Source organism: Parahoeflea olei (assembly GCF_001703635.1).
Classification (GTDB): Bacteria; Pseudomonadota; Alphaproteobacteria; order Rhizobiales; family Rhizobiaceae; genus Hoeflea; species Hoeflea olei.
Window position 1 is genome coordinate 12,371 of sequence record NZ_LQZT01000015.1, and the last position, 22,049, is coordinate 34,419.

The following is a 22,049-nucleotide window of genomic DNA, read 5'->3' on the forward strand; positions in this document are numbered from 1 at the left end:
GACCGCGGCCCTGTCGCGTTTGCGGTCAAAGTCCCTTCAAGCGCTGCATACCCTCCGCCAGCGTCCAGAGCGCGCGATTGAGGCCGACATTCTGGTCGATGCCGTTGACGGCGCGGGTCTGGGTGCGGCGAATGCGGCCGTCTGACGTCTGGCGGCGTCCCCGCAATCCGCCCCGGATGAGATTTTCCTGAATGACATTGAAGGTAGTCCAGACGCTTTGCCCCGCATCCTCGCGCCGGCGGGGCATGATGATCTGGTCCGGCTGAACCGGGCTTTCCTCTTCGCCATAACGGGCGACAAGACTGGCCTCGGCCAAAACCCGCTGCTCGTCTCGCGAAAGCCGCGTCTCCTTCATCGTCTCGGTGGTGTCGATGAGGCGCGGGAAGTCCTCGGCGACGGTATAGACGCCCTCGATGATCTGATCCTGAATGCCGCCCTTGTGGGGAACGCGAATTTCCTCGAACCGCTCGCCCGCAATCATGCTGTTGGTGCAGACGAAACGCAGCATTCCCGCGAACATTTGATAGGCGCTCGTCCCATCATGACTGTTCACGATGATGACTTCGGCCGCCTCCGGCTTGCCGATCCCGCCATCACGGCGCAGGCGCAGCATATGCTTAGCGTGGCCGTGGCGGCTCCCGTCACGCGGAACCGACTGCACGGCGAAGAACGGAAACCACCCCTCCCGGCGCAGCCCCTCCACGATGTCGATGGTGGGAACGTAGACGTAACGCTCCGAGCGGCTGTCATGGGCCTCGCGGGCGAAGATGGACGGGACGTGCCGAAACAGGGCCTCATTGTCGAGCGGTTCGCGCCCGCTGATCTGGTGAGCATTGCGGCCGAACCGGGTGGCGAGCTGGTGATACATGTTCTTTCCTTCCGTGGGCTTGGGTTGAAGCGCAGCGCAGCGCTGCAACCCTGGCCGTCGCCGAGACCGGGGTAGAAAGGTGCAAGGGCGGCCGGGGCGGAGGGGGATCACCCGGCCTGCACGGAACGAAGGAACGACGTGGAGGAAGGCCGGGGAGACCGGCCCGGCCGAGCGTAAGCGATCCCTTGCGCCGCGCGGGGGCAGCGCCCCTAGCCAGTCTGCCGGCTGAAGCGGAGGCGGAAGCCGGAACAACGATCCGATCGGGATACCGATCTGCCTGTTCTTTGAAGGCGGCGGCCATAAGCATAGAGAAGCCCCGCTCTTGGCGGGGCTCCAGACTGCTGACAAAGTCCTTCTTGCCGCTGCTGACCCTACTTTGATTCCGATCCGTTCTCTTTTCGATTCAGAGACGTTCCGTGAATCTTGGTCCTTGAGAAGGTGGGTTGGGGGTTTGTCATCAAGTTGAAGCCCCGCTCTTGGCGGGGCTCCTGAAGGGCTGGCCTCAGTCGCCGTTGCGGCGGGACCAGATGAGGTTGTGGCCGCTGCCATCCTCGGCTTCGACCAGGCTGGCGTAGATCGGGGCCGGGAAGCTCGGATCGTCCAGCTTGACCGAGAGGTATTCGCGCTGGGTCTCGCGGGCGACTTTCTTCCAGGCCGCGCCGAACTCGGTTGCGCCGGCGAAGATGCGGAAGTCGGGGCCGCGCTCGCTTTCGCCCTCGGAGAGGACGAATTTGGCCTTGACGTTAAGGGTCAGGGTCTTGACCCCGCCGGTGAAGCCCGCGCCGTTGTCGTTCTTGGTGAAGGTGCCGATGGTCGCCATTGTCGTATTCCTTTTCCTGTCGGGCCGCTCCATTGCGACCTCGATGGGGGTCTTGAGACCGGGGACGCTCGGCCCTGCACCCGTCAGGGCTGGAACGAAGTGGAAGGCGGCCGGCGACGGCTTTTTGGATCGCGATGCAAAGCCGAAGGCGGCGGAAAAAAGTTGGCGGCGGACGTTGCTGGAGACGAGCGAGGCGTAGCCGGTCTTCGGTCAGACCCATGCCAATCGAGATCGCGGATGGAGCGCCCGTCTCGGGAAATCGGGGAATACGGCAATGGCGGTCGTCCCTCGCACTTCACGGCTCGAGAACGGAAACGGCGCTGGCTCTGCTGGCCGATGCACCACCATCCTGATCCTCGCCGTCATGGCCAATCCTCGGCCTTGGGAGAGACGGATGCACATGCGACCCTGTTCCCGCACCATCGCGGCATGATCCGCGCGCGACGCGCCCAATGGCCGCCGCGCACCGCCGTCCCGATGTCTTCGGTTCATGCGGATGCAGGGTGTCTCCCGGCCTGTCTATGCAGCTCGCCGTGTTCGAGCGCAGCGGCCCGATCCTTGCTGGCGTCGGTGTGATGGCGACTGAGACCGGCCCCTCGGAAGCCTTGCCGCTGTGGGGCATTCGCGAAATGGCCACCGCCACCCTTTGCGTCAGTGATTGAAGCCGAATGGCGGAAACGCGCCGTAGGCGTGGTTCCGGCGCAGCCGAATGAACGGCCCGAAGGGGGACGCCCACACTCTGCTTCCTCCAATGCAACGCTCTTGAAATTCGGTACGAAGAACATCATCCTACGAATCGGGCTGGACACCTGTGACCTGTCGCCGGGTCAAACGTCCTGAACGGCAACGTTTCAATACATCTCAACACCTGCATCCCGACCAATGGGCTGCTGCGTAATCGGCGAACAGCATGGCCCGATATGGAGATGCATCGTGTTTACTCTCACGATTCCTGTTTCGACGGATGGCCTCAGCGCGATCAAGGCCGACCTCACGCGCAAATTGCCTGACGTAAAATCCTCGCATCGCTGCGAGGCTATCGCCCGCGGGCTGGGCTTTCGCACCTACGCGACGGCTCTGGCGGCCGTGCAGGCGGGCGCAACAAACACGGCTCAGGTTCGCGGCGACCTCTTTGCCGCCTATCTCGCGGAACACGCTTTCGCTGTTTCACCGGCAGCCTTCTACCACGCCGCTGCAAAGCTCGCCCTTCGCGATGTCTGGGAGCGCACGCCGAAGCTAACGATGTGGGGCATTGGTTCCGGAGGTCCACGACGGAAAGAAGACGGCCGCTGGGAGGACTTCCGGGACATGAATGCCGGGTTCAAGGAAGCGCGCGCGGAACTGCTCAGCGACGGTGCCGGCAAGCCATTCCTTGCGTCACTGTCTTTCCTCGGGCGGGTCACGCCGACAAAGACCATTCGGAAGGGAACGGGAAGCTACTGGTTAAAGCACATCGCGGAGAACTTCGCGTGCAGCTATCCAGAGGGTGAGAAGCTCGGCCCGACCTATGTTCCGAACGGCGTGTTGATTGCGGCCGCGCTGCATGCTGGCTTCAAGATGAAGACCTATGTAGACAATCTTGGCTACGATGAGTTGAACGTCAGCTTCAACATGTCGAAGCCTTGCCTTGAGGAACTCGACTACGAAGTGCGTCCAGACGGTGCGCGGGCGCAGGATCGGCGGCACCGCGAGGCCATGAAGCGGAACCGGCACTATCCCTTAGGGTCCGCAACATTCTGATAGCCGCCAATGTGGTCGCGCGGCGAAAGAACGCTCGCGCGACCACGCCCTATATCCGCGATTGGCGGGGAGTCAGGCACGGGCTGACGTGGTCGATCGCCGCAGCGCCGAAGTTCCGACAAATGCCCCACCGACGATGCAGAGAATTTGCCGCCAGATTTCGGACGGCACAGATTCCTTGGTAACGCCGTGGACCAGCGCATAGCCCGCGATGGTGGCGGGCGTGGCGAAGACGAGCGCCACGATCAGGCGCAGGATCGGTGAGCGCAGCGTGAGAACACCGAAGGCGGCGACGGCGGCGCCGAAACCGACAAGGCCCGCCCCGATGAAGCCCGCGCCGGTATGATAGGCGAACCGCGCGGCGGTGACGCCGAGCATGAACGGCAAGGCATAGACGGCTAGCGTATAGGCCAGGACGCAAAACCCGGCGATCAACACGACGCTCATCAGCATGGCCGCAACCATGGACATTCTCCTTCACGGTGGTTCCGACCGACGGTCGAGGTAATCGGGCCGCGCGACCGCGCGGCCCGCGATTTTTTTGGGCGGGAAGAAAGCCGAGGCCGCTTGCGCGCCCCCGGCCTGCCTTCCTCATTCCGCTGCGATGGCGAAATGGTCATCATGGTCTTCCTGCGAGGGGGCGGGCTCGACGGTATCGCGGGCTAAGGTGTCGGCCTGCTGGTCGAGCCATGCCGGGCGCTCGGTGCGCAGCGCGGGCGGGAGCCAGCCGGTCCCGGCCAGAAGCTGTTCGGCGGCTTCGGCCATCTCCGTCTTCCTCTTGTCCGCGATCTGCTCTGCTGCCTCGTCGCCAAGGGCATCGCGCACGGCGGCAAGGATGTGGGCCTTGGTGACGCGCCCGAAATAGCTGCGCACGGTCGGGGTCCAGTGCGCCGTCATGTCGAGCGTTACCGCTGTCGCCAGCTTGTCCGCAGTCTCATGGGCGCGGCGCTTGCTGTTTTCCCATGGCAGCTTCACCGCATTGACGGTCAGCGAGGCGCAATGAGCGAGCAGGGCCATCAAGCTCGCGTGGTCGAGACCGGCGACGAAGCCCCAGAGGTCGGCCACATCGCGCGGCATATCCGCCGCCCATCCGGCATGACGATCGTTCAGCATCTTCGCCGCCGCCGTATCCTCGATGCCGTCCGCGTGGGCGGCGAGATAATTGCTGGTCGGGCTGATTTCGAGGCAATGGACCGTGCTGCCGCCCCGATAGAATGTCTGAGCAGCCAGCGTATGGACGACGGCGATCAACGCCATATCCGGCTGCTCGCCAAGAGCGAGGCGCAGGCCAAGGGTGCGGTGCGCGCTCAGGTCGCGGATCAGGGAATCCGATAGCGGCTTACGGGCATCCTCGGCGTCTTCTTCCGGCTCCGGCTCGATTGCGGAAACCTGATCGCCTTCGCCGACCTGCTCGTTGCCGTCGAGGATTTCGCTATCGCCGTTGACGCGCACCCCGTCCATGACGGTTTCGCCGCCCTCGGCTTCCTCCGGTTCCAGCGCCTCGTCCTCGGCTTGGATGAACCCACGCTCGATACGAACGTCCCCGTCATGGGCTACTACGAAGAACGCCCCACCGCGCGCGATCTCATCGGGATTGTAGGCGTGGCGCTTGGCGTCGATATGCTGGATCTCGACTTCAAGCGCCGCGAACCGCGCATCCACTTCGGGGGGGAGGTCAATGTCGGCGTCTTCCCATTCCGCCGTCAGGCGCTCAAGCTCGTCCCGCGCGGCATCGTAGGCGGCGGCATCCGCTTCCGAAAGCTCCACTGAATGCGGATAGACGCGGCGCATCCCGTGGACATGGGGAAAGTCGAGATAGGCGGCGGTCCACTTCCACCCTTCGGCCTCCTGCACCTCGGCGGCGATCCGTTCCAGCTTCTCGATAGCGAGCCGGTCCAGAAGCGCGGGGTCTTCATAGAAGCCACCACGATCCTCGGTAAACAGGTCGCGGATGATGTTGCCGCCCGCCTCGGTATAGGCTTGTGCGCCGACGAAGATCGCGCAGCGATCCGTCGCGGGCACATTCATCTTGGTCAGGTCGCGCCGGATGATGGACGGATCGCGGTTGTAGGACAGGTTCTCATAGACGTGTTGCTGCCGCGCGTGATCGTCGGTGATGGCGAAGGCCATCAACTGATCCAAAGTCAGTTCGCCCTCGCGATAGACCTGCAACAGTTTAGGGCTGACAGCGCCGAGACGCATCCGCTGCTTCACGACATGCGCGGTCACGCCGAACCGGGCGGCGATTTCCTCCGCGCCCCATCCACGATCCTCCGAAAGCTCGCGGAAGCGTTCGAACTGGTCGGCGGGGTGCAGGTCTTCGCGCGTCACGTTCTCGTCAAGGCTGATCTCGGCGGCATCATTCGACGTATCGATGACGCAGCGGATCGGTTCGGTCTTCTTGATCTCCTTGCGCTTCACGCGGAGCATCTGCGCCAGCCTGCGGCCTTCACCGATGCTGACGAGATAGAAGCCGGTCGGCTCGCCGCCTGCATCAAGCTCCGGCTCCACCACCAGGTTTTGCAGGATGCCCTTGGTGGCGATGCTCGCAGCCTTCGCCTCGATAGACGCCTCGCTGTGCGGGGTCTTGCGCGCATTCTTCGGGTGCTTCTTGAGCTTGTTGAGCGGGATGAAAACCGTTGCGCCATTCTCGACGGTCGAGGCGTTGGTTGCGGTCGTGGTCATGGTCCTTCTCCTAATGGGCTTGGGTTGAAGCGCAGCACTGCGCTGCAACCCTGCCCGTCGGCGAGACCGGGGGGTGCAAGGTGCAAGGGCGACCGGTATGGAGGGGGATCACCCGACCTGCACAAGCGGATCAAAGCTATTGGTGAGAGTGAGGATTAGGCATCCGCGCGGAAGGTTGGGGAGACCGTCCCGGTCGAGCGCCAGCGATCCCTTGCGCCGCGCCAGGGGGCGGAGCCCCCAAGCGATCGAATTAGTCTCCAATTCAGTTGCTTGTCCTTGAAGCTTTGCAGATTGCCCGAGCTGGGTAAATATCTGCATCCGGAACGAGGCTAAGGATTCTGATGCAGCAAGAGGAAATCGAAAGAGAGCTTGAGCAGATGCGCAAATTGGGCAGCGTCAGCTCTTCGGAGTGGCAGTCCTATACATGGAAGAACGAGCTGGCCGAACAGAAACGGCGCATCAGTCTACACCTTGATGAAGCCCTGACGGACGCGGAGACCGAGCACAATCCCTATCATATGCTCGAACGGGCGATCGGGGTTGCGGCGGTCTGCATGCGGCGGTTGATAGAATGTCGGCTGGTGACGGATCGCTTTCGCGGCACGGCACTTGAGGTTCACGAGGTGCTCGCAAAGGCGGACGCGGATTGGCGCGAGCCGTTAATAAGCCGCACTGCCAGCGAAATCTTCAACAACTATGACCTGACGGCGCGGCGCGCGGAGAAGCGGATACCGAAGGTGATATCCGACAAGATGCTGCACGCGCGGGTGATCGGCGCGCTTTCCGGAAATGCATTTATACCCGACGGTCTTCTCATCGCGTCTGACACGCAAAGCAAGACCCAGCTTTCTCATTTCACGCCGCCCGAGATCGCATCGATCTTCGATGCTTTTCTCGACGATCAGGTTCAATCCTCGACGGACGGATACTTAGATAAGGACGGTGATTTCAAGGGAACTCGCAAGGTGTTCGCGATCAGGGATTAGTCGCCGCCTGTGTGTAGCCGAGGGGCCCCAAAAGAGAGGATTGCCGTGCCGGACCGTAAGCTTTCACCATGCGCCAGTCAGACCGAGGCCGAGATCGAAAACTACTACCGTAATCAGCCCGAGGGATCGCCAGCCGTCGTTCGCCGGACTCACGGTGGCATTGTGACGTACCAGATCACGACCTTCGGCCTGCGGCGCACGCGCTCCGGCCGGATCAACGTGGAAGGGGTCGGCGACTTCTTTATGAAGTCCGGAAAGAATTGCTGGGAGCCGACCGGCCAAACCAGGCTGGTCGTACCGACCGACGAGGTGCTGGCTTGGGCGGCCGAAAATCCGTGCGGGCAGATGGGTGTCAGCATCTACGCGGACGAACCATTCTGGCGAAAGCCGCGGAGGACCTAACGCCGTCAGGCTGCCAACTGCCCATGCCGTTCGAGGAGCCTCATTAACACGGCATTGGCGTGGGTGAAGTTCGCGTGCTGGCCCTGGAGCTGGTACGCCCACTTCTCGCCGTGGAACAGATTGTTGCGAAAGCGCCAGACGATCATCATCACGGTCAGCAGCCGATCGCGGGGGTCGTTGTTGCTCCCGTCGAGAACCGCTCGGACGAGGTCGGGCTGATCGGCAGGCCGCAGATGCAGGTGGGCGAAGTGGTGTGTGAATTGCCCGTTTGCGAAGTAGCGCTGCCGAAAATAGGCCAGTTCCCCATCATACTTGTCGGCATCGAGCCTGCCCGCATCGCGCCACTCGTCGGCCTTCGCGCAAATCAGGTCGGCGCGGGCAAAATTGCCCATGACCTGGGCTTCGAACAGGCTCCATAGGAAGGTGAAGTTGAAGATCGCGGCGCGGTCCTCTTCGGGCAGCGCTTGGAATCCCGGTGCTCGCGCCAACAGCCATTGCATGCTCATGTTATGCCCCGTTCGTTGTTAGTCTTGAGGCCGGTCAATCCTCTGGCCCGTCGCGGTCAGCCGCGCTCCGAGAGCGGGGCCGCAAGAGGTTCGGAATCGGACGCGACGGCTTTGCTTGCAAGCATCTCGTGGACCTATCGATCGAGGCGAACGCGAAGCCGCCGGGCGCGCTCCCGGAAGGCGGCTTCGCCGCCTTCGAGGATGTCGCAGACTGCCTTGCGGATTGCCGCATTTTCGAGGCCGCCCGCCACATAGGTGATTGGAGGCAGGCCGCCTGATGGATGCGGTCCTGCTTCAGCGACGATGATCTGATCCGCGTCGGTGTTGATCACGAGGTTTGCGTTATGGGTGACCATGATCACCTGGCGCTTTGCCTTCGCCGCAATGAAGAGCGCGACCAACTCGTCGAAGACGGACTTCGGATCGAGGTTCTCTTCCGGCTGATCGATGATCAGCGGCCGATCGTCGGAATCGTCGAGCGCCAGATAGAGCAAAAGCAGTACGATGCCGCGCGTCCCGGGCGAAAGCTTGCGGATGTCCACGCCGTCATAGGAGATCTCGTATCGGACGGTGATGTGGTCGGTGCCGAAGAGCCAGTGCGCAAATTGCTTCGACCAAGCCCGGAATTCGGCCTGCTGGGTAGGCGCGTAAGGTGCATGGGAGAGCAGATCTCGCAGGTATTTCGCCATGAAGGCCGTCATGGCGGCTTGGACTTCGACAGCCGATCCGGTCTCCCATGCTGACTTGAGCGCCTGGGTTCCCGCAGCAATAAGAGAACCGCGTCCATAGAAGGGACCGGTTTTGCGTCGGTCGAGAAGCTCTTCCTCCGCGAAAGTTCCCCAAGCTTGGACGTCTGCGATCCGGCGGACTGAGAAGCTGAGCTTCTTCAGCGTTCCCGACGAGGCAGCAAGGCGCGCCATCAGCGGCGCATAAAGTCCGGCAAGCGCATGCTGCTCGCTAATGATCGCCTCGAATACGCGGCCATAGGTGTCGTCGCGCTCGCCTTGCAGGTCTTTGCGCCGGGCGGCGGCTCCTTCGGCATCCGCGAGCCGGGTCTGCAGGGTTTGCAGCGCCGAATTCTCCTGGGCAATGCGATTGGTGAGCGCCGCATATTGGTCGCGCACCAGCTTGTCGGCACTGAACAGGGCCTCCAGCCGTGTCATCTCGGCGACGATTGGCGCCAATGGAAGGGTCGAGATGTCCGCGGAGTCGGCAATTAGCGCGACATTCGGGTCGCCGGGGGGCGGCGGGACGCCCTGGAGTTTCCGGATCTCGCCATCCGCCCAGTTCACATAGGCGGTAAGGCTCTTGTCTACATCGCCCTTATAGATCAGCAAGAATTCGTCCCACTGCGTGGCGTTGAGCCCGCTATTGTTGTGACGAGCCTGGGCCTGCCGCAGCATCTCCGGCGAGCCCGTTGCCCGCATCGAGCGGACTTCGTCCTGCAGGGCGACGAAGGTTCGGCGTTGGTTTCCGAAATTCTGAATGGTGCTGCGGAGCTTTTGAGCGGCTTCGCTGAGCTGCGTATGCCTGGTGACCTGGGCTTCTGTACCCCTGACGACGAGCCTAGCGCGATCAGACGTATAGTCGGCGATCAGCTTGTTCTTCTCGCCGACCTGCTTCGTCAGCGAGGCGACGAGGCTCTCCTTCTCGAACTCGGTGGCGATACGATCCGAGATATCCGCGATCGCCTGGGCCTCACGCTCGCGGGCCTGCTGGAAGCGCGAAGTTTGCTGCTCGCGCAGTTCGGCGAAGTCGAGTGCCCATTCACGAGCATCGGGCGAGTGCGATTCGTAGATCACCCGCTCTATCTCGTCGACCAGGCCATCAGAGACGCCTTTGGCCGAGCAGAGCTCCTCGACGAACTGCTGGGACAGATACCGGGCGCGCGGAAACGACATATGGCCGTTGGCATCGTTGCCGTCGAGCGCGCGGGTGACCGTCGCGCCGCCGCCCCAGGTCAACGTCGTTGTCGCGTCGCCGATAAGCCGGCGCGCACGCGCCAGGAACGACGGACTGATGTTCTCGTCGGCATCCCAGCCGGAGGGCGTGATCGCATCGCAACCTGCGGCGATGACGTCCGCGAGCGCGGTCTTTCCCGAGCCCCGTGCGCCTATGATGGCAACAAGGCCCGGGTTGAGTGGAATGTCAGGTATGGTTGCCCAATCCGCATCATCAATCCTGACATGCGAAATGACCTGGGACGGCATTGCCGAGCGCGGCGGCTGCTCGCCGACATAAGCTCGGCCGTCGGGATCGATGCAGGCCTGCCGGAGAGCGTCAAACTCCAGCGCGCCCTTGATCCATGAAAAGCGGTTGTCGACGGGCTGGCCCACGGATTTCTGGTCATGAGAGTCGCTGCCATGTAGGCAGGGCTTACACCCATCATAGCGGTCGCGCAGCTCCTCGACCGTCACACCACGCTGCCCAATCCAGAACTCGCGTTGCGCCGGACTGCTCGAGAATACGATGTGCGCGAACTTCTCGATCTCCTGGCGGACCGTGGCGTCAGCGGCTTGGCGGACACCGGACGTGCCGTCTCCGGCCGCGCCAGCGACGGCGATGAGGATGTTCTTTGTCGCCCACTCGCTTTCGCCGATAACCTTCCGAAGTTGATCGAAGTTGACCTTGAACTGTGTCGCGCCGTGGCGGAGGGCGGCGCCCTCGTCGGTGATCGACTGGTCGGATCGCTTCCCGAGTTTGATCAGCTCTTCGCGCGTGCAATCGAAGCGATCATTGAACGCGTGGAACTGCAGGCGCTTGAGAATGCGCTTCACCTCGTTGAGGTGGTCGGGATCTTCGGGGCTAACCAGAAGATGGACGTTCACGAAGCCCGACTTCGCCGCCACATCCAAGCGCAGCTCGATGTTCGGGAAGACCAGCTTCACGCCCGGCAAGCGCCCAGCGGCCCTGTGCTTCAGAAACAGCTCGTAGGTGTCCGTGACGTAATAGTCTGTGACTGCAATCGCCTCGACCTTCGGCGTCAGCCCTTCCAACGACGTTAGATAGGCGCCCCAGGGATCGGCGGCCCCGAACTGATTGTTGAGGATGGTGCCGGGGGCATGAATATGCGGCTCCCAACGGTGCCATTCCGAACCGCGACTGATCATACGCCCCCCTAATGCCCTTTTCTGTTTTCCTTCTCCGTCGCCGGTGATGCAACTACACGGTAGCGCAACGCGGCACATTCTATCGTAGGAATATTTCCTGAAACTAACGTCGCGCAATGTGATGTCGCGCCAACCGCTTACTTGTCCTCGGAAAACAAGCCGTTATCCTTCAACTGGCTCACCAATTGCGGAACCAGTCTGAAGAGCACTATGTGTATCGAACACAGAGTCTATTCGGGGTGGATGATGAGCTCAAATGATATGAGATGGCCTCACAACGGCTTCGAGCCCTTGTTCGGCTATGTTTCCGATTTTATCCACCTGAACATCAATCTCGGTACACCAGCAGCGTGCAAAGCCTACCATGACATATGGATGAAGCGATATTCGTCCGCCATAACGACATGGTCAGAGCTGGATACGGCCGTTTGGGGAATGCGCTGCCGGCAATCACTGAAGCTGTCGTTTAGCGCCACCTTCTTCGCCCTCAGCGCTGACGCCGTCGGTCAAAGCAAGATCAAGGCTGGTGAGTTCTATCTGGCCTATTACGCGATGCTGCATGCGATGTGGGCCGTTCTGTATCTTCACCCTGATCAAACATTGGCGAACGTGACGTCTATCACCCATTCAAAAATGGCCAACCTCTATCATTCGGAATTTGCGAGCGGCCGAAGCCGAATAATCGTGGAGGACGTCAAGGCGCTTGCAGAGGACCTCAGATTCCTCAGAGAGTATTACTCTTATCGCATGCCTTTGAACTCGCCGTTCGAAGCCATCCCTGAACTTTCTGTGTCCTACAGTCGTTTGGGCGGCTTCGTAAAGCAGAGCATTCAACTTGCGAACCTCCAATCGCATATCCTCCGGAAAGTCGGTGAGAGGGCTGGTAAGGCCGGTGCTTCCATAACATCGGCTGACCGGGATGCATTCCGGGAGGCCTTTCTCGCAATCAACGGCAAGCGGCACGAGCTTCGTGATCTCGATTTGCTCGATGATGCCGACAAGGAAGCGAGAACAGAAGCCCTTACACATGGAGTGGACCTTCTGCCGCTCTCGTTGGGGTATGAACATATGTTCGATAATTTCATGACTTGGGAAGGTGATCCTCCGGATCAAGAAATGCTGCAGAGAGTGCGCTCGCTCGTGGGCAATGCGCTTCTCTAAACCGTTCAACCGAAGTCCCGTGTCTTCGTCTTGATGGTGTCGAGGTGAAGATCGGGAATGTAGACGTCCAGGGGCTCGCGTCCATTCTTCGCGGACGAAGGTTGGTGCGGAGGGCCGGAGAACCGGAGGTCGGGCTTTGATTAGCGTCGTCTTGGTCAGGAGACCTTTTCCCGCAGCCACGATGAGAGGCCGGCGTCGAGCACCATGCGAGAGAGCTTTTGCGGACCAAGAAGTATGAGGCCTCCCGGACTGCTTTCCTCGGCGATGTAGCCCGTGTGCCAGACGAAGAACATCCGGTCGTAGGCATCGGCCTCTGCCAGGCGGGCCACATAGTCGTTCAGGGCCGCAGATGTGGCCTGCGATTTGACCTGAACGAAAGCGCGCTCGGCCGTGCTGGGCAAGATGAGCTCCAGGTCCACAGTCTTCTGCGTGCGCCCGACCTGGCTAACCCGGCGCCAACCGCTGGTCGAGAAAACGAGATCGACAAGAAGCTCGAAGTCTTGCCAGGTGAGAAGGCGCATCAGATCCACGATCGCCGTCATCAGTGCTCGTTCGGCCTCTTCGGCTGCGGCGACCTCGGAGGAGAGCTGATCGCTAAGTTTTCGCAGGAGATAGTCTCCCGCCCGAACATCGCAGATCGTCCCCCGGAACATCTTCACCTTCAGCAGACGTCCCGACAGCCGGTCGGCCGAGAGCAGGGTGCCGTTGACGCTTGTGTTTCGCCATCCTTCCGCGGTTTGACGACGGTGGCTGCGCTCATCGAGCAATTCGACTGGGCCGCTAGGTCGGCACCAGTAGAGGATTCCGCCGACGAAGGTGATGAAGATCGAATGCTCGTCGGCCTCGTAGTAGGCCCGGACCTGATTGACGTCGCGGGTCGCCGCGCCAGCATCACCGCGGATGGTTTTCATTGCCTCCCAGACACCTTGCCAGTCGCCGCGAGCACACAGATCGTGCGGCGCCTCGCGATAGCCGAACCGCAGGACGCCATCGCGCAGGCTTTCGGCTTCCCAGTCTCCGCCGCGACCGCGCTTGATGTAGTAGAGGTGGGAGGCCGTGACAGCGGTCATTCAGAGATCAAGCCTCGCCTTCGCATACTTTATCGATCTCTGATCGGACGTGGTCGGCGATCCGATCGAGTTGCACGAGTAGAGCGACGTCGCCTGCCTCGGCCAATCGGTCCGGAAGGTGCCACAGGTCGTCGCCCGTAAACAGAATGAAGTCGTAATACGGCGGCCAAGCCATCAGTGTCGTGCCTGCGGCCCTTGGGTCTCGCGCGAACACCTTTCGAACATCGTCACGCGAAGCGATGCCATTTGCCTGTTCGAACGAAAGGCCAAGGTCAATCAGTTGCTTCGCCAGACGCATCAGGCAGAGGTCGACTAAGCCAAAGCGTTTCCACTTGGCGCGGACCCGGCTCAAGTCGGGAGCCGGTGAATCGCGATGAACGAACGGCGCCATCAATCCGCTCGAACCGAGCAAGCCACGCTTCAGGTATTAGCGTAGCCCTTCGTATCCAATAGCGACGATTTCCGCTGCCTTCGCCGTCGTGACGGTCTGTTCCATTGCGCACCTAATTCGGTTCTGCCAGAACCAATATGTGCCAATATAGAAATTGGTGTCAAAGGACCCATCTTCCTCCGGAAAGGAGAGGTTGCCATGCCCACGGGGAAATTTGAGCGTCATGCGGACGATATCGGGAGATGAAGCGAGGGCCCTGATCGAGAGCCAGTTGGGCACGCACGGCCACGGCGTGTTCACCGTCCTCGCGCAGTATCGGCGAGATGACGCGGTGGCGGCATGGCATGAGACGATCCGGGCCGTCGAGGAATTCATCAATCTGCCAAGATTCGGGATCGCCGACGTTCGGCTTCGAGCTTGGTTGTGCGCGATCCGATTGGACGGCGCTTTTGTTTCAGATCCGGGTCCGACATGGCTGGCCGTGCGTCAGGCGCTCGCGCCCCATCTCGAACCATCGGTCATTGCCCGGTTCACGCGGATCATGCTGTACGCCGGGGCGATGGGTGTGGCCTTCGCCGCGCATGGCCAGGACGCTCGTAGCGCCACCATCACGCTCGACACGATCGGCGGGGCAGTCGATTATTTTCAATCGCGGCGCCGGCACTTCGTCTCGCTGCTCTACACCATGCCCCATGCGTGTTCCGGCTCGCTGGTTCTTCAGCCCTATGACGCGCTGACCGTCCTTCTGCCCCAGGTCGAGCATAGCTGCATTGCCATCACCGGCTTTCACCATAAGCTTGCGCTGCTCGAGGCGCTGCCGGATTTCAGCCTAGAGGTCGACGGCATTGGCGCGATGGCCAGCCACGACTTTGAGACCTTGGACGACCATTTTCTTGAGCCGGAACGTGCGTCGATCCACGTCATGGCCGAGCTGCGCGGCGATCAGTTCACAATGCCGGCCATGGAACCGGTGGATGGCCGGAAGATTTTCTCGACCGCCGAACTCCGCAACGGCGTCAAGCTGATCGGCGCGATCTATGAGGCATTCGGCCTCAAGGATTCCGACTTTTCCGCCATGGGCGTGCTGGTGGTCGCCTTCGCCCGCTATTCCCGAGACGATTACTATGTCGAGATCGAGAAGGATAAGTTTCGCTCGATGCTCCGCGCGCAGAACGAGTTGGATCCCGCCGAACTCGAGACGCTGCTGGTGAACATACCCTCGGACTACGCAACCAACACCAACGCCTATCAACCGTTTCTGGACCTGGGCGATCGGGTTGTCTCGAACGTCAATCTGCTATCGCGCTTCCTATACTCGTTCAAGAATGTCCACCTCGGCAGCCGCCGACGCTTTCAGATTCACGCGGGCTTTATTTTTGAGGACATGGTCAAGCGTGACTTGGAACGCATGGGCTTCACCGTGACGAACATCAAGCGCATCAATCGGAAGGAATTCGACGTCGTCGCTACGTATGACGGTGTCATTTTCAACATTCAATGCAAGAACAACTGGATCGATCTTTCGAAGATCGAGGCTGAACGTAAACTGTTCGTCCGGTATAATCGGTCTCTGACGAATTACTATTCGCGAGCGCTGAAAAAGGAGCGCGGCCGCGAGCATCTGCTCAAACAGGAACTGGGTATGGACAAGGTCGTGCATTACGTCGTCAGCCGGTTTCCGGTCATCGGCGCCGACGCAGCGGTGATCAACTACAATCAGATCGAACGGCTTCGTCCCGCCGGTCGGGTGGGCGCGTGACGACCGGCCTTGCAGACATCGGCGCGCTGCTAGCGCGGTTCACGGGGCCGGACCTGACACAAACCCTCGCTCGGATCGAGAGCGGGGTTCGCGGCGTAACGGCGGAGGGCTGTGCGAGCTTTCTCGAAAGCGCGGGGGCGGGTCGAGAGGCACTGGCCGCGGCGGCGGAAATGAAACGCCTGGCCGGCCAAATCAACGTTACAATCCATGCGCTCGGCATCCTGTTGTGCCTTCCACACATCCTCGAACCGGATGAGCGGGTGGAATATGTGTCCCTCGGCGCTGGAAACACCGGACGGGATTTTGATCTGGAGACCAATCTGCGGGTCGCCGAATTCAAGTTCATCCGATGGCGGGGCGGCGCGGAATCGATCCGTCAGAATTCGGTGTTCAAGGATTATCTGCTGCTCGCGGAGCATCCTACGGGGAAACGGAAGCACCTCTACCTGATCGGAACCGAGCACGCGCTGAAGTTTTTGCGAGGCGGCCGGGCGCTATCGAGCGTGCTGAGCCGGAATGACAAGCTGCAGAAAGTGTTTTCTAACCGCTTCGGCGAGACGTTTCGGACCGTCGGAGACTATTTCGCGGTCCACGCCAACGCGGTGCGGATCGATGACGTCTCGCCGTGGCTTTCGGAACTGGCCGAAGAGCTGATCGCGGAGCCGGATGCTGAGTCAAACGATTAGGGCGCTGGCCGGGTGACCCTGGGACGGCGCGCGCCGCGTTCGGCCGGTGGACGTGTCGCGGTGAGGAGGGCTTCCTCGGCATTTTTCTGCGGCCCCATGAAGTCCATGCGATCGGCGATATAGGCTCCGAAGGCTTTTGGATCGTCAGCTGATGGCATGGGTGCTGCGTGGGTGAGCGGCAGAAATGCAGTCAGCGCGATGCGATAGAGCGGTGCGGCATATTCGAAGATCGTCCGCTGCGGCGTCGAAAGGACGAGATTGCTGCGCTCCACCGGGTTGCCGTGGAGAAAGTCGTTTCGGCATTCGTATAGCACTTGGTGGAGCCACGATGCCAGCGTACGCTTCACCTTAGCTTTTCCGCCCGTATCGTGCGCGAGCTGGCCGCTCGCGGGGATTGCCCAAGGCGTGCGCTCGATCATCTCGAACACCTTATCCCGGTTGGCTTGGCCGCTTCCGCCGGGATGCACGAGGATCTCGAACGCGCTGACCCAGAGGGAGACGACGCGCCCGACGTCGTAAAACGTCGTGTCCGTTCCCGCCGGCAAGAGTGAGGCGTGATACGCCACGTTGAGTGAGCGCATCAGCGCAACATCTTCCCAGGCGGGCTCTGCGGCTTCATAGCGTTGACGCCACCGCGCCATGAGCGCCGTGAGCAACGGCTGGTCGATGTCACCTTCTCCGAGGGAGGTGCGGAACAGTGCTGGTGATGACTGACCCTTGAAGCTGGAAACTTCATGCGTACCGAGGATGGCCGGTGTGCTGCCGATCACATCCTCATAGCGTCGGTCAAGCATCCAAGGATAGATCGAGAAGGCCTCGCCAAAGAGTACCCGATGCCCGCGCGGATGTCGGAGTTCCAGCGCGCGGCCGTGGGTGACCGCCGAGAGCGCGATAAGATCGCGAAAGCTCGCCAGCGCCGAGACTTCGCTAAATATCGGTGGCGCCGCTGTGTTAAGGATCAGGACGGCGGGTTCGAACTTCTGCCCGAAGTTGTCAGCGAAACGGTTGAGGAAACGCCTGAGCATGGGGTGCGTGCGCTTCAGGGTCGCAACGCGGCGATCGTGTCCGGGGGCAAGCGCCGCGATGTCGCAGCCGATTGCAGCTTCCAGCGGAATATTGGGAAGGACGAACACTGGCGTCCAATCGGCGGTCATGATCTCGACCCACTCATATTGCGATTTCCGGCACGCCCGCATCAGTCAGAAGCTGATAGAGCTCAGCCACATTGTTTCGGTTTCCGCGTTGTTGGCAGAACGCGAAGATAGCGCGCTGTTTCGCCCGCGAGAGGGCGACGAAAAACGCAGCGACGCCCTCGGGGTCGCCGGGGGTGTGGGCCCACCAAGCACGGTCGTCGAGGCCGACGAAGATGATGGTGTCGTATTCGAGGCCCTTGCTCTTGTGGACGGTCATCATCGGAATCTGATTGACCCCCTCGAACGCATCCAGGCAAGCCGTCCAGTTGGGGGCACCATCGGCCGAAGCGAAGAAGTGGATGCAAAAGGCTTCAAGGATGATCTGAAGCAGGTCGCCAACGCCATATTCGGCATAGGTTCGGGCGATCGCTCCGAGATCCAGATATTCGAAAACCCGTCGGACGAAATCGGCAGCGCTTTGCCGCGACGGGGCAGTAGCCGCCATGTCGGTGCGCAAGGCCGTCAGAAATGCGCTGAGTTCCGCCTCGACCTTGGCCGCGCGCGCATCATCGTCTTGCCCGGTAGTGCGCAGCGCCAGGACAGAAGACGAGACCAGCTGCCATGCGGCCGGCGCGCGGCGTGTCGCGCCCAGGCGGAAGATTGCAATCGCGAGCCGGCTCAGGTCATCAGATAGCAAATCCTGAAGCGAGGTTTTGCCGAGAGTATGGCTCTCATTGCGAATCCGCAGGCCATGAACGGCGAAGGCTCCAGCGAGTTCGTGCTCATAATCATCGGACTTCTGCTTCACTAGGAGGGCGTAGTCGCGCGGCGCCCGGCCGCGGGTGGTAATGTCATTGGCGATCCATTGCGCCAGGTGGGCGGCTTCCGCCGCAATGGTCTGGCTGGACCAAACCTGAGCGACGTCGCCATCGACCTGACGGGCGGTCTGAGCGACTGTAGGGACGGTGTTCGGATCGAGAGCGCGCGCGACGATGTGCTGGATCGCGACCAGGTCCGGCGAGGAACGGAAGTTGAAAAGGAGGGGGAACCTTGCTCCGCCGAAATCGGCCTGCAGCCGCTGAAAGGCGTCCTGACGCGCGCCGGCGAAGACCATGATCCGCTGCTTGTCGTCACCGACGCCGGTGATGATGGTTTGCCCGCCAGAGAACGCCGAATGCAGGAAGTCGTATTGCGCGTAAGTCGTGTCTTGGAATTCGTCGACGAAGACGAAGGGATAGGTGGCGACGAGCGCCCGGCGGATGTGGGGATTGGCCCTTAGCAGCCGCTCTGCGAGTCGGTTGATACCTATGAAGGTGAGTAACGAAGGCTGTCCGGGCTGCAGTTGTGTCGCCCACCAGCGGGCGATCGTGAACTCGGCGGCGTTCTGGGGCGCGATCGGTCCCATCGGCAGGCGGTAGCTGCCGACGATCTTGGCTTCGAAGTCGCCCGCGCTGTAGCCGGCGATTTCGGCCTGCCATTCCGGCGGCGCGCTGAGGCGGGCGAGCGTCAGGAAGCCTTCGACCGCCTTCCGCTTCGGGAAGGCGATTTCGTAGGGCCGCGTCGGGCGCCAGTCAGCGGGAATGGCGTTGAGAAAACGATCGACTAGGCTCTTGGTGAAGGCGTCGAAGGTGACAGACACGAACCGGTGGGCGAACTCTGGCGGGCACCGCTTGCGGACCCGCGATGCGAGATTGTTGGCCGCATCGGTTTTAAACGAAATCGCCAGCACGCGGTGCGGCGCTCGGCAGAGGCCCGTCTCAAGGAGATAGTCGGCGCGCTGCGCCAGGAATTCGGTCTTGCCGGCGCCAGGACCCGCGACCACGCATGCCGAGCCGGCGTGGCGCAGGGCGTTCCACGCAGCCGGTTCGAGGTCGTCTATCCCGCTGGGGCGCCAGTCCTCTGGACGAATAAGGCGCATGGTCACAGGCCCGCAAGCGGCGGCGGCGGCGGCGGCGGTGGGGGCGGCGTCAGGCGCGCGACAATCGACGTCAGGAGGGCACGCAACTCTTCGGGCGCGCCCGCCGCGAGCGCGACCGGGTCTTGCGCGCTGAGCACCCGGACGTGGGTGCTCGGCTTGCCGCGCCCCAAGAACAGATAGCGATACCAACGCATCAAGGCGTCGTGGTCAGCACCGTAAAGGTGAGGCAAGCCGTCATCGCCCAGAACCGACGTGCGAGGCTCCCCTGCGGGCGACGGCCCTTGGCGGCCCGGTTCAATGACCTGATAGGCCACAGGAAAGGCCCTCAGCATCGAATAGTCGAGATCGAGGGGCGTGCAGAAGTAGACGTGGAACTGGCGGAGCCAGTTCATCCATTGAGTGATAGCGACGGAGTCCTGGATTGGCAGATTGTCGAAAGCCGCCAGGTTGACCGCTGGTCCTTGGGGATCGAGGAACTGTCCGAAAATGGCTTGAGGCGTGACATTGTTCGCAAGCAGTTGCGTACAGGCCGTCTTTATACGACCCCATCCTCCTCCGGAACGGCCCCAGTCGAGATCCAGCAGGGTGGCGTAGGGGATGTCGAGATCGGTCAGCAGTCGCCAGAGATGGTTTACATGCCGGCCGCCCAAGGGAACGACCGCGACGAAGGATCGATCGACGTCGAGCCCCATGACGTCGGCGAGACGGGGAAGAACGACCTCCTCGGACGCGCCTTCCCCCAGCACGACGAAGCGCGCGAAGTAGAGTTCGGGATAGGTGCGCACAGCCTCGCGGATGAACTTCGAGGCTTCTTCTTCGCCGACGGGGAGGGTGATCGGGCGGATGCGGGCCGTTCGATCCTGCGGGTCGAGGCGGAAGTGCCGGACTTGGGTAGGATCGACCCGGGCGAGTATGCTCGGGGAATGGCTGGAAACAACCGCCTGCGCCTGTGGCGACTTCGTTAGGTCCAGGATCTGCCGGACGATGCGAGAGAGATAGAAGGGAGCGAGATTGTTTTCGGGCTCTTCGATCGCGATGAGCGTGAGCGCCGGCAAGGGTACGCCGCCAGGCTGGAAACCAGCCCCGGCGGGATCGGCTACGATCCCACCTTCAACATCCAACGTCGCGGCGGTCATCGCCAGATGGAAGAGTGACCTCTGGCCGTCGCTCAGGTCATCGAGGGCTCGCTCCCGTCCGGCCTCGTCTGGACGGAAGACCACCTCCACCTTCCGGATGAAATGCTCGAACCGCAGATCGAGCGGGCGAAAAACCGGCGTCGTGTCGGTCCCGGCGGTGTAAACTTCCTGCCACCGTCGCGTCACCGCTGCGGCGATCACGTCGACGGCCGGTTCCCCGGCGAAAGCGTCGTTTAATGTGGCGCCGGCGTTCGTAAACGTATCGCGGACGCCCTGCGACCAGTTGATGGCACGCCACAACCGGCCGCGCAGAAAGGCCGTCACCTGGGAGGCGCCGTCCCGCGTCGCTGGCACGTAGATCATTTGGATCCGCGCCCGGTCGGCGGCCTTCAACTCGGTACAATCAGCGTCGGTGAACGCCCCGAAAGTCCTGACCACCCAGTATTTCTGTTCAATCGCACCATCGAGCGAACCGTCATCGGTCCAGGTCGCTTCGAGACGCAGGCGGCATTTCAGCTTGCCCGCCTCGTCAGCGGCCATCTGGTGGAAGAATTCCGGAATTGCCGCGCCGCCGGTGCCGTCGGCGTCCAGTTCGGGAAAGGCGATGATCGCCTCCAGGACGAAGTTTCGCTGAAGCGGGGCGGCAAGCTCGGCGGCAGGGACATGGAAATCTTGGCGCCGTAGGCGTCGCTGATCGCCGGTCACGCCGAAGAGGCGTTGCAGGGCCTGCATCAGGGCCGTCTTCCCCGCACCGTTGACGCCGACAAACGTGGTGAGGTCGGAGGTGAGGTCGACGCTTGTCGCTTCAGGTCCGAAGCAGCGGAAATTCGTCAGCCTGAGCCGCTCAATAAACATTTTAGCTGACCTCCCGTTATTAGTCGCCGATCGCGTCAAGTTTCCCTTGATTGGCAGCCGCCACCTTCCATGATCTCGCCACCTATACTTCATGGCTCAGTATAAATCGCGCTTGGGACAAAACTTCTGATAAAATTGCGATCTATCGGCGATAGCCAAGACTACGACTCAGGATCCGGCGCTCAGCCCGAGCAAAGCGTGGTGGATCGCGATGGCTGGTCGCTCAACCGTTCTGGCATGTTCGGATCGCCAGAATGCCGGATGTTCGACGACTGGAGAACGCACGATCTGTTCGTCGGCCCGTTTCACGCGCCCCAAATACGCGTTTACGCCCGCCGCTGCCGACAGCGCATCGCCGCCGAGCAGATACCCCGCCATGAAGCCGGAGGCATGGTTTTCCGCGTATTTGCCCGAACGGAACCGATCAACGCCTTCGACCACATACTCGCGGCAAAGGTAGGTGTCGCTTCCATCTAGGCGCTTGCACTCGATGATTGCGTGAGGATCGTGCTCAGCGTGGCGCAGGAAAACTTCTACGACATACAGGGGAATGTCTGTTCGACCGTCGGGTGTCTTGACATCGGGGGTAGAGCGCGACTCCATGCCGAGCGCCACGATGAAGGACTTTCCCCACGCCAGTGTTCCGGACGTCAGAGCCTGGCGCATTCCGTCTCGCAGCCGCTCGGTCATGACGACCTCGCCCTCTAGGGCCGTCTCCTCATCTATGGCCGCAAAAGCCCAGCCCTCCCGCACCGTCACCAGGATCGCGGCGACCACCTCATCGGCAAGGGCGATATATTCGCGCCCGACCACGCCTTGGGAC

19 protein-coding genes are annotated in these 22,049 nt (G+C 61.7%); 7 read left to right on the forward strand and 12 right to left on the reverse strand.

Going from position 1 to position 22,049, the window contains the following annotated elements; translation table 11 throughout:
• Positions 1-25: 25 nt before the first annotated feature.
• Complete coding sequence (locus AWJ14_RS11780; protein ID WP_066179033.1) at positions 26-868, reverse strand: DUF932 domain-containing protein; 843 nt, start codon at positions 866-868, stop codon at positions 26-28.
• 502 nt (positions 869-1,370) lie between these two features.
• The gene (locus AWJ14_RS11785; protein ID WP_066179036.1) at positions 1,371-1,688 is read right to left on the reverse strand and encodes a DUF736 domain-containing protein; all 318 of its coding nucleotides are present in this window, start codon (positions 1,686-1,688) and stop codon (positions 1,371-1,373) included.
• On the opposite strand from AWJ14_RS11785, the gene AWJ14_RS11790 reads away from it, so the two are divergent.
• Positions 1,678-1,887 (forward strand): hypothetical protein, encoded by a 210-nt coding sequence (locus tag AWJ14_RS11790; protein ID WP_066179039.1) that lies wholly within the window; start codon positions 1,678-1,680, stop codon positions 1,885-1,887. The two genes, AWJ14_RS11785 and AWJ14_RS11790, sit on opposite strands and share 11 nt — an antisense overlap.
• A 734-nt stretch (positions 1,888-2,621) precedes the next feature.
• Positions 2,622-3,428, forward strand: a complete 807-nt coding sequence (locus tag AWJ14_RS11795; RefSeq protein WP_066179041.1) for a hypothetical protein — start codon at positions 2,622-2,624, stop codon at positions 3,426-3,428.
• 72 nt (positions 3,429-3,500) lie between these two features.
• Here the strand turns inward: AWJ14_RS11795 and AWJ14_RS11800 are convergent, their stop codons facing one another.
• Together AWJ14_RS11800 and AWJ14_RS11805 are read right to left on the reverse strand one after the other, a co-directional pair.
• Positions 3,501-3,893 (reverse strand): hypothetical protein, encoded by a 393-nt coding sequence (locus AWJ14_RS11800; RefSeq protein ID WP_066179043.1) that lies wholly within the window; start codon positions 3,891-3,893, stop codon positions 3,501-3,503.
• Between the two features lie 126 nt (positions 3,894-4,019).
• Positions 4,020-6,113 carry a ParB/RepB/Spo0J family partition protein gene (locus tag AWJ14_RS11805; protein ID WP_066179046.1) on the reverse strand — a complete coding sequence of 698 codons (2,094 nt, stop codon included), beginning with the start codon at positions 6,111-6,113 and terminating at the stop codon, positions 4,020-4,022.
• Positions 6,114-6,454: 341 nt separating this feature from the next.
• On the opposite strand from AWJ14_RS11805, the gene AWJ14_RS11810 reads away from it, so the two are divergent.
• Positions 6,455-7,099: a hypothetical protein gene (locus tag AWJ14_RS11810; RefSeq protein WP_066179048.1), complete on the forward strand. Its 645-nt coding sequence runs from the start codon at positions 6,455-6,457 to the stop codon at positions 7,097-7,099.
• A gap of 45 nt (positions 7,100-7,144) precedes the next feature.
• The gene (locus tag AWJ14_RS11815) at positions 7,145-7,501 is read left to right on the forward strand and encodes a hypothetical protein (RefSeq protein WP_066179051.1); all 357 of its coding nucleotides are present in this window, start codon (positions 7,145-7,147) and stop codon (positions 7,499-7,501) included.
• 5 nt (positions 7,502-7,506) lie between these two features.
• On the opposite strand, the gene AWJ14_RS11820 is transcribed toward AWJ14_RS11815, so the two are convergent.
• Both AWJ14_RS11820 and AWJ14_RS11825 read right to left on the reverse strand, forming a co-directional pair.
• On the reverse strand, positions 7,507-8,007 hold the full coding sequence (locus AWJ14_RS11820; RefSeq protein WP_245304249.1) for a hypothetical protein: 501 nt from the start codon (positions 8,005-8,007) through the stop codon (positions 7,507-7,509).
• 134 nt (positions 8,008-8,141) lie between these two features.
• The gene (locus AWJ14_RS11825) at positions 8,142-11,117 is read right to left on the reverse strand and encodes a TrlF family AAA-like ATPase (RefSeq protein ID WP_066179054.1); all 2,976 of its coding nucleotides are present in this window, start codon (positions 11,115-11,117) and stop codon (positions 8,142-8,144) included.
• 291 nt (positions 11,118-11,408) lie between these two features.
• On the opposite strand from AWJ14_RS11825, the gene AWJ14_RS11830 reads away from it, so the two are divergent.
• A complete protein-coding gene (locus tag AWJ14_RS11830; RefSeq protein ID WP_171904870.1) occupies positions 11,409-12,278 on the forward strand; it encodes a hypothetical protein in 870 nt (289 codons plus the stop codon).
• Positions 12,279-12,433: 155 nt separating this feature from the next.
• On the opposite strand, the gene AWJ14_RS11835 is transcribed toward AWJ14_RS11830, so the two are convergent.
• Together AWJ14_RS11835 and AWJ14_RS11840 are read right to left on the reverse strand one after the other, a co-directional pair.
• Positions 12,434-13,348 carry a restriction endonuclease gene (locus AWJ14_RS11835; RefSeq protein ID WP_066179061.1) on the reverse strand — a complete coding sequence of 305 codons (915 nt, stop codon included), beginning with the start codon at positions 13,346-13,348 and terminating at the stop codon, positions 12,434-12,436.
• Between the two features lie 7 nt (positions 13,349-13,355).
• On the reverse strand, positions 13,356-13,739 hold the full coding sequence (locus AWJ14_RS11840; protein WP_066179064.1) for a hypothetical protein: 384 nt from the start codon (positions 13,737-13,739) through the stop codon (positions 13,356-13,358).
• Positions 13,740-13,962: 223 nt separating this feature from the next.
• Between AWJ14_RS11840 and AWJ14_RS11845 the strand changes: the two genes are divergently transcribed.
• Both AWJ14_RS11845 and AWJ14_RS11850 read left to right on the forward strand, forming a co-directional pair.
• Entirely contained in the window at positions 13,963-15,498 is a 1,536-nt protein-coding gene (locus AWJ14_RS11845) for a PDDEXK family nuclease (RefSeq protein WP_066179067.1), read from the forward strand.
• Positions 15,495-16,184 (forward strand): hypothetical protein, encoded by a 690-nt coding sequence (locus AWJ14_RS11850; protein WP_066179070.1) that lies wholly within the window; start codon positions 15,495-15,497, stop codon positions 16,182-16,184. Before AWJ14_RS11845 ends, AWJ14_RS11850 begins: the two co-directional genes overlap by 4 nt.
• On the opposite strand, the gene AWJ14_RS11855 is transcribed toward AWJ14_RS11850, so the two are convergent.
• From AWJ14_RS11855 to AWJ14_RS11870, 4 genes are all read right to left on the reverse strand, one after another.
• Complete coding sequence (locus tag AWJ14_RS11855) at positions 16,181-17,338, reverse strand: hypothetical protein (RefSeq protein WP_066179075.1); 1,158 nt, start codon at positions 17,336-17,338, stop codon at positions 16,181-16,183. The two genes, AWJ14_RS11850 and AWJ14_RS11855, sit on opposite strands and share 4 nt — an antisense overlap.
• A gap of 13 nt (positions 17,339-17,351) precedes the next feature.
• Complete coding sequence (locus AWJ14_RS11860) at positions 17,352-19,235, reverse strand: UvrD-helicase domain-containing protein (protein WP_066179077.1); 1,884 nt, start codon at positions 19,233-19,235, stop codon at positions 17,352-17,354.
• A gap of 2 nt (positions 19,236-19,237) precedes the next feature.
• Positions 19,238-21,226 (reverse strand): AAA family ATPase, encoded by a 1,989-nt coding sequence (locus tag AWJ14_RS11865; RefSeq protein WP_066179080.1) that lies wholly within the window; start codon positions 21,224-21,226, stop codon positions 19,238-19,240.
• Between the two features lie 168 nt (positions 21,227-21,394).
• On the reverse strand, positions 21,395-22,039 hold the full coding sequence (locus AWJ14_RS11870) for a hypothetical protein (protein ID WP_210183532.1): 645 nt from the start codon (positions 22,037-22,039) through the stop codon (positions 21,395-21,397).
• Positions 22,040-22,049: the final 10 nt, after the last annotated feature.

Bases quoted from the DNA above. Each gene is read 5' to 3' on its own strand.
- AWJ14_RS11780 (WP_066179033.1), bottom strand. From the start codon at position 868: ATGTATCACCAGCTCGCCACCCGGTTCGGCCGCAATGCTCACCAGATC.
- AWJ14_RS11845 (WP_066179067.1), top strand. From the start codon at position 13,963: ATGCGGACGATATCGGGAGATGAAGCGAGGGCCCTGATCGAGAGCCAG.
- AWJ14_RS11805 (WP_066179046.1), bottom strand. From the start codon at position 6,113: ATGACCACGACCGCAACCAACGCCTCGACCGTCGAGAATGGCGCAACG.
- AWJ14_RS11865 (WP_066179080.1), bottom strand. From the start codon at position 21,226: ATGTTTATTGAGCGGCTCAGGCTGACGAATTTCCGCTGCTTCGGACCT.
- AWJ14_RS11810 (WP_066179048.1), top strand. From the start codon at position 6,455: ATGCAGCAAGAGGAAATCGAAAGAGAGCTTGAGCAGATGCGCAAATTG.
- AWJ14_RS11800 (WP_066179043.1), bottom strand. From the start codon at position 3,893: ATGGTTGCGGCCATGCTGATGAGCGTCGTGTTGATCGCCGGGTTTTGC.
- AWJ14_RS11835 (WP_066179061.1), bottom strand. From the start codon at position 13,348: ATGACCGCTGTCACGGCCTCCCACCTCTACTACATCAAGCGCGGTCGC.
- AWJ14_RS11785 (WP_066179036.1), bottom strand. From the start codon at position 1,688: ATGGCGACCATCGGCACCTTCACCAAGAACGACAACGGCGCGGGCTTC.
- AWJ14_RS11820 (WP_245304249.1), bottom strand. From the start codon at position 8,007: ATGAGCATGCAATGGCTGTTGGCGCGAGCACCGGGATTCCAAGCGCTG.
- AWJ14_RS11790 (WP_066179039.1), top strand. From the start codon at position 1,678: ATGGTCGCCATTGTCGTATTCCTTTTCCTGTCGGGCCGCTCCATTGCG.
- AWJ14_RS11825 (WP_066179054.1), bottom strand. From the start codon at position 11,117: ATGATCAGTCGCGGTTCGGAATGGCACCGTTGGGAGCCGCATATTCAT.
- AWJ14_RS11860 (WP_066179077.1), bottom strand. From the start codon at position 19,235: ATGCGCCTTATTCGTCCAGAGGACTGGCGCCCCAGCGGGATAGACGAC.
- AWJ14_RS11840 (WP_066179064.1), bottom strand. From the start codon at position 13,739: ATGGCGCCGTTCGTTCATCGCGATTCACCGGCTCCCGACTTGAGCCGG.
- AWJ14_RS11855 (WP_066179075.1), bottom strand. From the start codon at position 17,338: ATGACCGCCGATTGGACGCCAGTGTTCGTCCTTCCCAATATTCCGCTG.